Origin of the sequence: Bradyrhizobium sp. S69 (assembly GCF_009766005.1) — a bacterium.
In the GTDB taxonomy this organism is placed as follows: Bacteria; Pseudomonadota; Alphaproteobacteria; order Rhizobiales; family Xanthobacteraceae; genus Bradyrhizobium.
This window is the reverse complement of the sequence record NZ_LMUK01000020.1, coordinates 1-13729: the sequence shown is the minus strand read 5'-3', so window position 1 is coordinate 13729 and position 13729 is coordinate 1. Positions and strand designations below refer to the sequence as shown.

Sequence of the window (13729 nt, the reverse complement as noted above, 5' to 3'; positions counted from 1 at the left end):
ACCGGGTGCTAACATAGATGCGGAAAAGCCGTTTGTGGTTCACGATAAAACCTTCCCGACGGAGGAAGATAAGAAGCCGCAGGTAGCCGAACCGCCGGCGTTCTCGTGCAAGCGCCCGCAGCCGTAAAGCCGTTCGCGCAAGGTCGGATCATCCGGGCGCCGGGAGCGATAGCGCACCGTCATCCGCTGGCAGCCGATCAGCCGACACGCCCGCCGCTCGCTCATCTCGTGTTCCGTCCTGAGATGTGCGACCGCCTCTCGCTTCACAGCGGGCGTCACCATTTTTTTGACAGAAGATCTTTCAAAGCCGTATTGTCGAGCATCGCATCGGCCAACAGCTTCTTCAGCTTGCCGTTCTCGTCCGCAAGCTGCTTGAGCCGCTCGGATTCGGACACGTCCATCCCGCCAAATTTTCTCTTCCAGTTGTAGAAGGTCGCCTTGCTGATCCCGTGCTTGCGGCATAGGTCGGCGGTCTTGGCGCCCAACTCGTGCTCCTTCAAAACCCGAATAATCTGCTCTTCCGTAAACCGCTTCCGCTTCGTCCTCTGGTCCTTCCCTAAAGGGCCAGACTCCAGTTCAACATGGATTAAACCGCGGGGGCAACGTCACCGGCACGAACGGCATTAAGTGCCGGCACCGGCGACGTGGTGGAGCTGCGCGGCCTCGATATCATCGGAACGGTCACCACGCCGGGGCTCAATGGCATCGTGTTCAACACCGGCCAGGCGCTGCATATCGACAAGCGCACGATCCGCGAATTCCTCAATTCCTATCGGCGGGTTCGTTTGACGTCTTGGCCCACCGCCGCCAGCAGCCTGTTCGTCACCGATACCAGGATCATCAACAACGGATCGGGCACCGGCGGCGCCGTCAGCATCAAGCCGTCCAGCGGCGGAAGCCTCCACGGCACCATCAGCGGCGTGTTCGCGTTCGGCAATGTCAACGGGATCGTCGTGGACGGCACCAACGCCACCGTGGAAACAGCGATCTATGTCAACAATACGGTGTCGGCGGGCGCCGCGGTTGCCGGCATTTCGGCGATAATACCGACTAGCGGAGGTGCTGCGGTGGGGTGAGCTCCGCCGGCCCCAAATCGTTTGTGTTCATGTCCAACAGCAGCGTGTTCGGGAATTCCATCGGTCTGGCTCTGGCTCCATCCGGCGGCGCGATCATGTCCTACAAGACCAACAATATCACCGGTGGCAACAGCGTCTCGGATGGAACGCCTACCAGCACCCTGCTGCAGGAGCGCGGCAACGGCCGCGCCACTTGCGACACGACACCAAGGCCCGCCCACGCCGGCGGGCCTTCCGTACCGCGCTCCAGCCATGACGCGGGAATGCTCCACGGATGTCATCCCCGCGCAACGGCTCCGCCGTTGTCGTGTTTGAGAGGGCTGTGAAATGCAGTGAGTATCGCAGCTCCGCCATCCGCCGGGTCGGCAACGGCGGCTGGCCCGCGCCATCGTTGTAAACGGCGCTGAATTTCTCTTCCAGAAGTCTCCAGTCGACCGTCCGCGCCAGCTTCAGCAATCACAACCGGCTGAAATCACTCAGCTTCTTTTTGAGTCCGGCTCATAGACGCGCCACCGTGGCACAGCAGGTTGCGACCGGCCCGAATTCTAACCTGACGCCGCAAAATGTGATTTTGCGGCGACCCGTCGTCGCGATTCAATACTCACAGGTTGCGCCGGTGCATAGGCTGACGTAGTGAAGTGGCTAACACTTTGCTCATAGGTCACAGAAATGATTCGCCGAGCGGGCTCGGCGGTATTGGAATTGACGGAAATGAACCTATCCTGGAATTGCCTTATCGGTTTGCAAGGGGGATAGATTGTGCAAGACCTCTCTCCATTCTCTCGGCGGAAGGTCATGATTACGGGCGGGCTGGGGCTGATCGGATCGGCCTTGGCTCGTCGCCTTGCCGATTTTGGAGCGGACGTTGATGTGCTGCTCGTCGATAGCTTGAACGAGAATTTTGGAGGCAATCTCTTCAATATCGAAAATATTCGCGATCGCGTCCGGATCAACATTTCCGACATTCGCGACACCCATGGGTTGCGTTATCTGCTGCGGGATTGCGATTTCATTTTCAATCTCGCCGGCCAGACCAGTCATATGGATTCGATGAGTGCGCCGTTCGAAGATCTGCAGATCAATTGTCTGGCTCAGCTGTCCCTGCTCGAGGCTTGCCGAGAGATCAATCCGTCCGTCCGGATCGTTTATGCCAGCACGCGCCAGGTCTATGGCCGGCCTCAATATCTCCCGGTCGATGAGAAGCATCCGATACATCCAGTCGACGTCAACGGGATCAACAAGGTGTCTGGAGAGTCATATCATCTCCTCTATCATCAGGCCCACGGCATCCGCAGCACGGTGCTACGGCTGACGAATACTTACGGTCCGCACATGCGGATCAGGGATGCCCGCCAGATCTTCTTGGGGATCTGGATCAAGAATGTGATTTTGGGACAGCCGTTCGAGGTGTGGGGTGGCGAGCAGGTGCGCGACTTTCTCTACGTCGAGGATGCCGCAGATGCATTCATTGCGACCGCGCTGAGCGACAGCACGATCGGTAAGGTGATAAATGTGGGCGGCTCTGAAGCTGTGAGTCTGGCGGAGTTGGCTGGGCTTCTGGTGGATGGAACTCAGACCGCGGGCTTTCGCGTCTGCGAATTCCCAGCGGACCGCAAGCGCATAGACATCGGCAATTATTTTACCGATGATAGCTTGTTTCGGAGATTGACCGAATGGCGGCCGCAAACTCCGTTGCGAGTGGGTCTCGAGCGGACCGTCGACTTTTATCGCGCGAATTCCCGCCACTATTTGTAGCCGCGGAATATCGTGATCTATTAGTCCGCTTGGTAAAGGCTGACGTCACCATGAAGCAAATTCCCCTCAACGATCTGAAGCGCCAGACGCTCGAACCACAAATCCTTGCGGCGATGAACGAGGTGGTTATCAGCGGCAGTTTCGTGTTGGGCGAGCAGGTCTCCTCGTTTGAAGCGGAATTTGCCTTTTACACAGGAACCCGTGATTGCGTCGGCGTTGCTAATGGAACGGACGCTCTGGAGCTGGCTCTGCGGGCGCTGGGCTGCGGTCCTGGCAGCGAAGTCGTGACCGTCGCCAATGCTGGGATGTATGCGTCCGCCGCCACCGCGGCGATCGGGGCGACACCCGTGTTCGCAGATATCAACCCCGCGACCATGACCATGGATCCAAATTCGCTCCGGCGCTGCATGACCTTGCAGACCAAAGCCGTGATCGTGACTCATCTGTACGGCCAGCTGGCTGCGATCGAGGAGCTTACAGAGCTGGCTGCAGGGCAGGGGGTATCGGTCGTGGAGGATTGTGCGCAGGCGCATGGCGCCGAGCGAAACGGGCGCCGGGCAGGGAGCTGGGGAGCGGTCGGCTGCTTCAGTTTCTACCCGACCAAGAACTTGGGTGCGATCGGGGACGGAGGCGCGATTGTGACGAACGGCGAGCAAATCGGAAGGACGCTGCGGGCGCTTCGCCAGTATGGCTGGGCGAGCAAGTATGAGGCTGCGTTCCCCTATGGGCGGAACAGCCGGCTGGACGAGATTCAGGCCGCGGTCTTGCGGGTCAAGCTGCCGCATCTCGACAGATGGAACGCGCGCCGACGCGAGATCGTCCGACGCTATGGGGTTGCAGCAGCGCCCGAGATCAAGTTGCCTGATGCGCTAGACCCAGCCTATGTGGCGCATCTGTGCGTTGCCCGTACGCGCGATCGTCAGGCGCTTCGGGATTGGTTGGCAAAGAACGGCATCTCGACCGGCGTTCATTATCCGGTTCCCGATTATCAGCAAGTCGCGCTGCAGGGGATTTTTCGGTGCCCGGTTCCGCTGGCGGCAACAGAACATGCGACGCAGGAAATCCTAACGCTGCCTTGCTTCCCGGAAATGTCCGAGGACGAGATCCTCCGGGTGTGCGACGCACTGCATACTTTTTCGGTGAACGCTTGATGACCGACAAGCCTGACATCGAGTGGAGCAAATTGACTTATCAGAGGTTCGCTCAGCTCGCATCTGACGACCGGCTGAGCAAGTATGAAAAGATCGGCTTTCCGAATTCCTATCGCGAGGGATTTGAGCAGCACATTTTCCACGATATTTGCCAGAAGCTGCCTCGGCTCGGCGAACGCAAACTGCAGATCTTGGATATCGGTCCAGGGTGCAGCGGCATTCCAGAGATGCTTTATGGCCTCTGCGAACTGCAGGAGCATCGCCTTCACTTGGTGGACTCGCCGGAGATGCTGGCGCAGCTTCCGGATAATGGCTTTGTCGAGAAACATCCCGGCATGTTCCCGGACTGCAAGGAGAGCCTCGGCGAGCTTAAGGGAAAAGTCGACGTCATTATTTGCTATTCGGTTTTTCACTATGTCTTTGTCGACGGAAATCCGTTCCACTTTATCGATACTATCTTGGATTTCATGGCACCCGGTGGCGAATGCCTGATCGGTGATATCCCGAATGCTTCCAAGCGCTTTCGGTTTTTTTCGAGCGAGGCAGGCATCGCCTTTCACAAGCAGTTCACCGGCAGCGACGCGCTGCCTCCATCGCGTCCGAATGGGCCGCTGCCGGGGACAATCGATGATGCAGTTTTAACCGGGCTTGTTTTACGGGCGCGTGCCGCGGGGGCGGATGCCTATCTTATGCCGCAGCCGCCATCACTGCCGATGGCGAACCGGCGTGAAGACATTCTCATTCGGAGGCCCTGATGAATTCGCAAACGAGGACAAAGTTCAAAAACCTGGTCATCATCGGCGACAGCGCGTTCGCGGAAGTGGCCTGTGAATATTTCACCCGTGATTCCGAATACATCGTCGTCGCCTTTGCCGTTGAGCGCATCTACCTCAAGAGCGAGTTGCTGCTGGGCCTACCAGTCGTCCCGCTTGACGAGATCGCCGTTCGATTTCCTCCGACTGATCACTACGCCTATGTTGCTATTGTTTATAGCCAGCTTAACCGTCTTCGCAGCCGCCTGTTGCGGGCGGCGGAACAGATCGGTTACGCGATGGCTAGCTACGTCAGTAGCCGCGCCTTTGTCTGGCCCAATGTGACGCTGGGAAAACACTGCTTCATTTTTGAAAACAATGTTGTCCAACCGTTTGTGACAATTGGCGACAATGTTGTGCTGTGGAGCGGCAATCACATCGGCCACCACTCGCACATCGCCGACAATGTCTTTGTCTCGTCCCATGTCGTTATCTCGGGATTTTGCAATGTGGGCTCCAATTGTTTCCTCGGCGTCAATGTTGCCGTTGGCAATAACGTGTCCATCGCGCGCGATTGCTGGATTGGTCCCGGCGTCGTCATTACCCAGGATACCAAGGAAGCCGAGCTCTATCGCGGGCCGGCGGCCGAACCTTCCAAAGTAAGCGCTCTTCGTTTTTTCAGGGTGAAGGACTAGGACATGGCGTGGAGCAAGCTTGGTCTATGCGCCATCCGGCGAGAATTTCGTTTCGACCTTGGAGACGGTTTGATGCCTTGCCCGAAATATTCAGCATGATCGGGTTCAAAAGTATGCTGGAAGAGGCTGAACACTCATGACCACACAGGTCTAAAAAGTACTCTCGTTGGTGGTTCCAGTTACTATAACGCGAAATTGATCCTGGAACTGCATAAAGAGATCGAGAATCTTGAGCGCCTGCTCGACGCGCGCGTAGCTTCTTCTCAGGCCTGATATTGTTCATGTTCGGTGAATAGCGGTGTGTTTTCGACGCGGGGAACAACAAACCGGAAGCCGTCGTCGAAGACGTGTTTCTCCAGGGTATATCGGTTCATGACCATCGACATACGGCTTTACAGCGGCGAGCTGCGTCTCGCCTGGGACAGCTTCGTTGCGACGAGCAAGAATGGAACATTCCTGTTTTGTCGAGACTACGTCGAGTATCATCGAGACCGGTTTGTCGACCACTCGCTTGTTGTGTTCGATGGCCAGCGGATTCTCGCGTTGCTGCCGGCCAACCGCGTCGATGACCAGCTGCACAGTCACGGTGGCCTGACCTATGGTGGTTTCATCACCAGCGAGGCCATGACGACGCAGTTGATGCTCCAGATCTTCGAGGCGGTTAGCATTTATCTACGGGATGCAGGAATTCGGAGCATTCACTACAAGACCATCCCGTCGATCTATCATTCGGTGCCGGCCGAGGAGGATCGCTACGCGCTCTTCATCGCAAACGCATCGTTGTACCGGCGCGACGTGCTTAGCGTGGTTCGTATGAGCCGTAGGCCCAAGCTTCAGGAGCGGCGCCGCCGTGGGGTTGCTAAGGCCGAGCGTGCCGGGGTGACCGTCGGCGAATCCGACGACTGGGTAGGATACTGGTCGCTGCTGTCCGGCCATCTGGAAAGTCGCTTTGCGACCAAACCGGTTCACTCGTTGCAAGAGATCCGATATCTGAAGGGGGCTTTCCCCGGCAATATCGCGCTCTATACCGCTAGCCTTGGCGACGAACTTCTCGCAGGCGTCGTCATCTATTTCTCAACCGAAGTGGCGCATGCGCAATATATCGCCTCGTCGGAACGGGGGCGTGAGCTGCACGCGCTGGATTGGCTATTCGTTCATCTGCTGAGCCACGCGTGCGGGCAACGATCGTGTTTTGATTTCGGAATCTCGAATGAGCAGCAAGGACGCATATTAAATCGCGGGCTGATCGCGCAGAAGGAAGGCTTCGGGGGACGCGCCGTCGCGCAAGATTTTTACAGGATTGATCTGGACACGGTTTGACGATGAAGGATGCGAGTTTGCGGCACGGCCTCCGACAGTTCTCACGATTTCTATTTGTCGGCGCCATCAATAGCGTTGCGACTTTCGCCCTCTATCAGCTCTTGCTTCTTGCGGCGCCATATAGGGTCGCGTTTACGCTGTCATTTTTCGCTGGGATTATGTTCAGTATGGTCGCGAGCGCGCACATCGTATTTGGAAGGAGGCTACATTTCGTTTCCGCCGCTAGTTTCACCATTTACTATATCATCAGCTATGGCTTAAGCTTATTGATCTTGACGGCTGCGGTTGATCGGATAATGGTATCGCCTCGAATAGCGCCGATCGTGGTCCTTGTTATTATGGTTCCGATCAATTTTCTCGGCAGCAGATTGGCCTTGCGGATGGGGTCTCGGGGATTATCAGTGTAGTGCTAGCTAGACCATCGATCAGTGTCGGCCTACGTCGTTCGGGGTTGTCACGATAGAGTTCACAGACAATATCTTCGAAAGCTTGGCTGGCGCATACAAAGCGGCTCCGTCATGGAACAGATAGATCACACGATCCGGTCTAAAGTCTGAGAAAATTGCCTTGCTTAGGTTGGCCTGGTTGATCGGATCGCCAGAAACATTAATGAGGCTGTTGACGTTGAGGTGCCACACCTCCGAGAAATACTGCGAAAACCAGACAGCGATGGCGGCGCCGAAGGAATCGGTGACCATCAGAAGCTTCTTGCCGGCACCATTGTTAGACCGAAAGCGGCTGACATCAGCCAGTTGTTCGGCAAGTTTGCCGATTTCCGGAAAGCACGCCGGCCCGAAACACGGTCGAACACCCGCCGCCGCATAATCGGGCTCGGGGACCTCCACCCAAAGGGGAATGCCCGGTATGAAGCGCTGCAGGTCAGATTGTGCCACAACCGTGTGCGTTCTAAAATTCAATATTTTGGTCAAACCAAACGTCTTTTCTGAGATTTGCTCAGAAAGAATCCTCGGCATCTCACCGGCCCAATGAAACGACTGTGACGGATAAACCGGCACGCTTGTTTTCAGAGCCAGCATTTCCTCGAGAGGATAGTCAAGCATTGTCGCCAACTCCGGCTCGCCCAGCAACTGTCTTTCAATAAGGATTGCCGGCGGGGTCGCAGTCCGGCAGCGCTCGTCAAGCCAGGTCGGTAACAGCTCGGGATAAATCGGGGCCTTTGTGGGAATGATCACCAACGTGCTGGCCGGATTTATGCCGTGAGCCTGCCGCAAAAAAGTTCTTACTTGATCGGCCGCGGCTGTGACGTCGGCAGCTGATAGGCCGATACCGCAACTCGTGGCAATTAGTGAATAGGGATATTTAGCGGTGTGCGAGTTGAAGAAGAGCGTACCATCGCGGCCGCGCGTCACCTGGACCGAGGGGCTCTCGCGCAGTATGTACCACACAAGTTTATCGTGGATACGCAAGGCAAGGCGACGCAGCCCGAAGTGATCACGCAAATAATCATCGGCCTCGGCCGGGAGGCTTACCGCTTGGTTCAAGCTGCTCGGAAAAGCGATCAGTTTGGCGAGCGTCCGATTCTCCTCAAGCGGCTGCCCGGGATCGAAGCCAATGAGCTGGGCCGTCATCGGCGCTAGGATCATGCACGCGAACGTCGCAATGAGGAGAATGTGGGCTGCTCGCATCGGTCAAAATCGAAAATAGATGAATGGAGAATAGGACGAGTTCGCGACGCCGAGCGCCGCAAGCGCGAGACAGACCATTGCGAGCGCGGAACCCATTGACGTTGCCAAGTACGGGCGTCGGGTGGCGAGCCAGCGCTCAACGGTTGCAAGTGCAGGTGTAGAGCACACCGCGCCCACCGTGAGCGCGAGTATGACGCCATGACTGAGAAAGCGATCGGGAGGATTCATATCATTAGTTCCAGTGCCTAGTCCCAAGAGCGTTTTGTAAAAATAAGCCGCGTGATCGAGGCTGGTGCAGCGGAAGAGCACCCATCCGAGCGCAACAGCAATCAACGTATATGCATGTGCGAGCGGCCTCCATATGGACTGCAAGAAGGCTTGTCCGGCCTTCCGCTCCCACGCCAAGAGCGTTCCGTGATAGGCGCCCCAGACAATGAAATTCCAACTCGCGCCATGCCAAAGTCCACATAGTAAAAACACCGTCCATAAATTGACGTATGTCCGAATGCGGCCTCGGCGATCGCCGCCGAGTGGGATATAGACGTAGTCACGAAACCAGGAAGACAGCGAAATGTGCCATCGACGCCAAAATTCCGAGATCGACTGGCTGATGTACGGAAAATTGAAATTTTCGGGGAAAGTGAAACCTAGCATATGCGCGAGGCCGATCGCCATATTCGAATAGCCCGAGAAGTCAAAATAGATCTGCAACGTGTACGACACGAGCCCTAACCAAGCCGTGGACGCGATTAGTTCAGATGCCGGAAGTCCGAATACCTGATCGACGATTGATGCCAGCACATCAGCGATCAGAACTTTTTGACCGAGGCCGATTGCAAACAGGCGGATACCGAGTGCGAATCGTTCGAGGCTGACGGCGCGGTCCGAAAGTTCGCGAAAGATATTTTTGTACCGAACGATCGGCCCGGCAACGAGCTGTGGGAACATTGAAATGTAGAGACCAAGCTGGAGCGGATTTCGCTCTACCCTCGCATCGCCACGGTTGATATCGATTAGATAGGAGATGGCGTGGAAGGTGAAGAATGATATACCTAGGGGCAGATGTGGAGGGTTGGCATCCAGGGAAGCAATGCCGAACTGAGCTGCTAGGAATCCAGCATACTTGAACCACGCGAGGATCAGGAGGTTAAAGGCTACCGCGAGGGCCATACGCAGCGAACCACCCTTGCGGTCGCGCTTGGCAGACAACCAGAGACCAAACGAATAATTCGCCAATATCAAAATAAGCAGCAAGGTGACGAAGACAGGCTCGCCCCATGCATAAAAGAAAAGACTTCCCACGAGCAGCGCAAGATTACGCGCGGAACTGAGATAATATAGAATCAAAAAGGTAGGCAGAAAATAAAACAAGAAAGTAATCGAACTAAACCCCATCGTAGACCGCCACCTTACGTACGATTAAGACCGTGACCATTAAACAAGCAAGCCAAAGCTGCGTCAGTTTAGTTTAACGCTGCTCATGATGACGTTTCGTGTCGCGCATCGCAATTGGTTTTCTCAGGGAGACAGGTGCCGATATGCCGTGTCGCATAACGGTTAGGCTGCTCCACGTTGACATCTTGAAATTGACGCTCGTTGAGGTATGCCTGCGTTGAGCAATAATGCCGCGCAGTGCACGACGATGTTGGCGTCATTCATGGCCCTGGCAATTGTCGCGGTATCCTGTACAAAGCCGATGAAAATCGCCTCACGCGGCAGGGCGTTGAGCCGATCGGATCTTCCGGCCGAGCGAGCCCCTTGACGTGAAAGCCATCCTGTTGCAGCACACGGCACATCATTCGGCTAAGGCCTCCGGCTGCGCCTGTCACCAGGACACGCTGCTGTGTCTATCGGTCATTTGTAAACCCGCGGTATGAGCGATATAGGGAACTTCTTATGACGTGCTTGCAAATCGCCCAGAGACCTTCAGGTTAAGTAATCATTTCCGGAGCAGCTCTCGCACGTTGACAGTATCACACGCTCATTCGCTCCTCCAGCTCATTCGGCAGCAACCGCGCTGATCAGATCGTTCCCCGCGTGGGTGTTATACTTGGATATCGAGATGAATTCAGTTTTGCAAGCTTCTCCCTGGCGAACAAAGTGGTTTGGGGCAAGAAAGTTCGGACCAACGGTCGCGCCGACTTCCGAGAGTTTCCAGGAGACGCTCATCGTCGTTGGCATGTGCGCCGTCGTTCTTTATTTTATGAACAGGCCCGCATTTGATGCGTACTTCCTAGGAGAAGATTTCAACGCATGGACGTTGTATATCAATGCCGACAGGAATTTCATAACGGCGATATTTACACCGATTTTCACGTTTCTCCGGCCGTCGGTTTATGCCGGAATTCTTTCCTCGCAGCTGCTGTTGCCTTGGGACCCGCTAGTGCATCACTGGCGCAATTTTCTTATGCTAGTCGGATGCGTATGGATTCTCTATCGCATCATGCTTCGCCTGACGGATAGCAGGTCCGCACGCTTGATGGCAGTAGCGTTTTTCGTCATCGCGAGAATCAATTTTAGTACAATAGGCCTCATCAACGTCGTCGAATTGCTGTTCACGGTCGCTTACGCTCTGGGCACATTCCTTTTTTTGTTACGTTATTTTCAAGGGGGGCGAACGGTCGATTACTGCATCAGTCTTGTCCTGTTTGCGCTGTGCGCTTTCGCCCGAGATGCCAACGTCATGTTTTTCTGTGTCGTCGTGGCCGTGTTCGCCCTCCACGCCTTGGAGCTCCGGCGGAGAGGTGAGCCGGTGCGCATTCCCGTGATGGTACAGTTGATGCCATTTTTTTTGTTCGTCGTGGCGTATGTTCTTGTCAGAATGAAGCTCGGAGTACCGTCTCCGCCCATCGGTGGGAATCACCCATACGCGCTGCATTTTGAATTTTGGCATATCGCTTCGCGTTTTTATTATTTCCTGGGCAATTTGGGCAATCTGTCTTTCGATATCCCGTCGGTGTCAGGTCAGGGCGATCTTGCGACGTGGTTGCACTTTTCCGATCCAATTCGGTACGGCTACTACGCCGTGTTAGTAGGTATGGTCGTTATCACCTTGCTGGTGGCGTTGATCACGTGTCTGGGTTCTGATATTTCAGTGCTGATCCCTCTGATCTGGGCCGGTGCGCTGTTGGGCCCCACCCTCCTGATTGGAAATCGCCAGCCGTACTATGCTTTCGAGCCTGTTCTTGCGTTGACCTTGGCGATGGCGATCGCGTTCGATCGCAGCATTCCGATCAAGCCTAAGCTTGTTCCGATCTGGCTCGTCTTGTTGGCGTTGATGGGTGTTAATGGTGCCGTGGCCAGCACAAGCGGAGGCTACACATGGCTATGGGTCACCGAACGCCTGGCGAGTATCCACAGAGATGTTATGGTGCCGCATCGCGGCGAACCCGTTACTAATCTTTTCATCGTCGGCGACAGCGATTCCGATGTTGCATTGCTATCCTACATGGTCAATCCGCTCGGGCCGTTTTTTCCGAACATGAAGAAGGTGCCTGTTCTCAACGCGCTGATGTCTCCAACTATTGAGACATACGGGGCCGTAAAATTCAGCCAGCTTTCACTTAGCCAAATTCTTCAGCGTCCAGGACGAAGTCTCGTTTATCGGCAAATCACAGCAGAGGACCGTTATCAGGAGCTTACCAATCGAACTGTCGTCATCGAGTCGGTCGTCGCTGAAGGCAGCGCGGTGCCCGGGCATGAAGCAGACAAGTTGTTCGATAGGATCGCATCCGGGGCCGGAGGCACTTCATGGATATCGGACGAGGCCGTGCGGGCTCACGTTATCGATATAAAATTCGCGGCGGTTACTCAGCTCGGGAGCATAAGGGTGATCAATTCGGGAAATTCGCGGCTCGGCGGGTTGGATGTTGAGGTAATGTCGGATGGTGCCTGGACCGCGGTCTACTCGAAAAGAGATCTGCAAAATGAGTCAGAAATTAACGCCGAATGGTCCGACCGAGAGACGAGTGCCGTGCGGTTGATAATTCGTAGCGAGAATCCAATGAGAGCCGAGATAGAAGAAGTGATGTTTCCTGAGAACAAAACGAGCATTTTAGCGGCCCCTCGAATGTAACTTTTAGAGACTTGACTGATTGCCGGTGGTCGAGCTTGAGGTGGTCCCGGTTTCCGGGACAGTTTGGCGGCAAGGCTAAGATGGATTCCGGGTTGATTATGCCGCCAGTTTCTCCTCAGTTTGCTGCATAGCATAGACCTCGTCGGGCATCCTGCCGCCAAACGTCGAGTGCGGTCGATTGGCATTGTAGTATCCGATCCAGCGTCCGATGCCGGCTCGTGCTTCGCTGCCGGTTTCGAAGGCGTTCAGGAACACGCACTCGTACTTGAGCGAGCGCCACAAGCGCTCGATGAAGACATTGTCCATCCAGCGACCACGACCATCCATCGAGATGCGGATGCCGGCCTCCCTCAATGTGTTGGTGAAGGCAAAGCTCGTGAACTGCGAGCCCTGATCGGTGTTGAAGATGTCAGGCTTGCCGTAGCGGACAATGGCCTCCTCCAGCGCCGCAACGCAGAAGTCGGCCTCCATCGTGTTCGACAGCTGCCAGGCCAAGACTTTGCGGCTCGCCCAGTCCACGATGGCCACAAGATAGAGGAAGCCGCGACGCATCGGGATGTAGGTCACATCCGCACACCACACCTGGTTCGGCTGTTCGATGGTCAGATGCCGAAGCAGATACGGATGGATCTTATGCCGCGGATGCGGCTCACTGGTTTTGGGATGCTGATAGATCGGTGCCAAACCCATTTTGCTCATAAGCCGCCGGGCCCGATGACGGCCAATGCACCAGCCGTTGCGCCGCAGATGTCGGGTCATCTGACGCGAACCGTACCACGGTGTCTCCAGGAACTGCCCGTCGATCAGGCGCATCAACCTGAGTGTCGCCTCGTTCTCCATCGTGGGAGCACGATAGAACGACGAGCGGCTGATCGATGCCAGCTCACACTGACGTACAATCGAGAGCCGTGGATGATCCGGTTCGATCATTGCCTTCCTCCGATCCAGGCTCAGCGATCGAAGGCTTTGGCCAAAAAATCTCGCTCCACAACAAGCTGACCGATCTTGGCGTGAAGCTTCGTGACCTCGGCGTCGCGGTTGGCCTGAACCTCAGCGCCCTTGTCATCGAACACCTTCGCCAGCTTCTCGATCGCCTCGCGTTTCCACGCCGTAATCTGGGTGGGATGCAACGCGTGCCTGGTCGCCAACTCTGCAACCGTCTGGTGGCCCTTGATCGCTTCCAGAGCAACCTTGGCCTTGAACTCAGCCGTAAACCGTCTGCGTGTCTTCATGATGGATCATCCTCGTCATCAAATCCA

The 13729-nt window shown here is 55.7% G+C and carries 12 protein-coding genes and 1 pseudogene; 8 read left to right on the top strand and 5 right to left on the bottom strand.

The genetic code is table 11. The annotated features are described in order from the left end of the window. Positions 1-13 precede the first annotated feature (13 nt). Positions 14-575 (bottom strand): annotated as a pseudogene (locus GSQ88_RS35555) (transposase); the annotation flags it as partial. Between the two features lie 69 nt (positions 576-644). Between GSQ88_RS35555 and GSQ88_RS06680 the strand changes: the two are divergent. Beyond that, the gene (locus GSQ88_RS06680) at positions 645-1076 is read left to right on the top strand and encodes a hypothetical protein (RefSeq protein ID WP_159006603.1); all 432 of its coding nucleotides are present in this window, start codon (positions 645-647) and stop codon (positions 1074-1076) included. 150 nt (positions 1077-1226) lie between these two features. Here GSQ88_RS06680 and GSQ88_RS36150 read toward each other — a convergent pair whose 3' ends face one another. Then, positions 1227-1532, bottom strand: coding sequence for a hypothetical protein (locus tag GSQ88_RS36150; RefSeq protein ID WP_502706702.1), 306 nt, complete (start codon positions 1530-1532; stop codon positions 1227-1229). 303 nt (positions 1533-1835) lie between these two features. On the opposite strand from GSQ88_RS36150, the gene GSQ88_RS06675 reads away from it, so the two are divergent. The 6 genes from GSQ88_RS06675 (at position 1836) to GSQ88_RS36145 (ending at position 7156) form a co-directional block, all read left to right on the top strand. After that, positions 1836-2831, top strand: coding sequence for an NAD-dependent epimerase/dehydratase family protein (locus GSQ88_RS06675; RefSeq protein ID WP_210253763.1), 996 nt, complete (start codon positions 1836-1838; stop codon positions 2829-2831). A 50-nt stretch (positions 2832-2881) separates the two neighbouring features. Then, on the top strand, positions 2882-3982 hold the full coding sequence (locus GSQ88_RS06670; RefSeq protein ID WP_159006601.1) for a DegT/DnrJ/EryC1/StrS family aminotransferase: 1101 nt from the start codon (positions 2882-2884) through the stop codon (positions 3980-3982). Continuing rightward, positions 3982-4737: a class I SAM-dependent methyltransferase gene (locus tag GSQ88_RS06665; RefSeq protein ID WP_159006600.1), complete on the top strand. Its 756-nt coding sequence runs from the start codon at positions 3982-3984 to the stop codon at positions 4735-4737. The genes GSQ88_RS06670 and GSQ88_RS06665 overlap by 1 nt, the downstream gene beginning before the upstream one ends. After that, positions 4737-5429, top strand: coding sequence for an acetyltransferase (locus GSQ88_RS06660; RefSeq protein WP_159006599.1), 693 nt, complete (start codon positions 4737-4739; stop codon positions 5427-5429). The genes GSQ88_RS06665 and GSQ88_RS06660 overlap by 1 nt, the downstream gene beginning before the upstream one ends. A 372-nt stretch (positions 5430-5801) precedes the next feature. Continuing rightward, positions 5802-6749, top strand: coding sequence for a GNAT family N-acetyltransferase (locus GSQ88_RS06655; protein ID WP_159006598.1), 948 nt, complete (start codon positions 5802-5804; stop codon positions 6747-6749). Between the two features lie 2 nt (positions 6750-6751). Beyond that, the gene (locus GSQ88_RS36145) at positions 6752-7156 is read left to right on the top strand and encodes a GtrA family protein (protein ID WP_159006597.1); all 405 of its coding nucleotides are present in this window, start codon (positions 6752-6754) and stop codon (positions 7154-7156) included. A gap of 18 nt (positions 7157-7174) precedes the next feature. On the opposite strand, the gene GSQ88_RS06645 is transcribed toward GSQ88_RS36145, so the two are convergent. Then, a complete protein-coding gene (locus GSQ88_RS06645; RefSeq protein ID WP_210253762.1) occupies positions 7175-8395 on the bottom strand; it encodes an alginate O-acetyltransferase AlgX-related protein in 1221 nt (406 codons plus the stop codon). A gap of 3 nt (positions 8396-8398) precedes the next feature. Further along, positions 8399-9766: an MBOAT family O-acyltransferase gene (locus tag GSQ88_RS06640; protein WP_246735099.1), complete on the bottom strand. Its 1368-nt coding sequence runs from the start codon at positions 9764-9766 to the stop codon at positions 8399-8401. Positions 9767-10457: 691 nt separating this feature from the next. On the opposite strand from GSQ88_RS06640, the gene GSQ88_RS06635 reads away from it, so the two are divergent. Then, positions 10458-12470 (top strand): hypothetical protein, encoded by a 2013-nt coding sequence (locus GSQ88_RS06635; RefSeq protein WP_159006594.1) that lies wholly within the window; start codon positions 10458-10460, stop codon positions 12468-12470. 96 nt (positions 12471-12566) lie between these two features. Here the strand turns inward: GSQ88_RS06635 and GSQ88_RS06630 are convergent. Then, a protein-coding gene (locus GSQ88_RS06630; protein ID WP_159006615.1) for an IS3 family transposase occupies positions 12567-13705 on the bottom strand; the annotation gives its coding sequence in 2 pieces (ribosomal slippage) (positions 12567-13450 and positions 13450-13705; 1140 coding nt in all). Between the last annotated feature and the right edge of the window lie 24 nt (positions 13706-13729).

What these genes read in the sequence shown, in the direction of transcription:
- GSQ88_RS06670 (WP_159006601.1), top strand. Translation starts at nt 2,882, where the DNA reads ATGAAGCAAATTCCCCTCAACGATCTGAAGCGCCAGACGCTCGAACCA.
- GSQ88_RS06655 (WP_159006598.1), top strand. Translation starts at nt 5,802, where the DNA reads ATGACCATCGACATACGGCTTTACAGCGGCGAGCTGCGTCTCGCCTGG.
- GSQ88_RS06660 (WP_159006599.1), top strand. Translation starts at nt 4,737, where the DNA reads ATGAATTCGCAAACGAGGACAAAGTTCAAAAACCTGGTCATCATCGGC.
- GSQ88_RS06645 (WP_210253762.1), bottom strand. Translation starts at nt 8,395, where the DNA reads ATGCGAGCAGCCCACATTCTCCTCATTGCGACGTTCGCGTGCATGATC.
- GSQ88_RS36145 (WP_159006597.1), top strand. Translation starts at nt 6,752, where the DNA reads ATGAAGGATGCGAGTTTGCGGCACGGCCTCCGACAGTTCTCACGATTT.
- GSQ88_RS06635 (WP_159006594.1), top strand. Translation starts at nt 10,458, where the DNA reads ATGAATTCAGTTTTGCAAGCTTCTCCCTGGCGAACAAAGTGGTTTGGG.
- GSQ88_RS06665 (WP_159006600.1), top strand. Translation starts at nt 3,982, where the DNA reads ATGACCGACAAGCCTGACATCGAGTGGAGCAAATTGACTTATCAGAGG.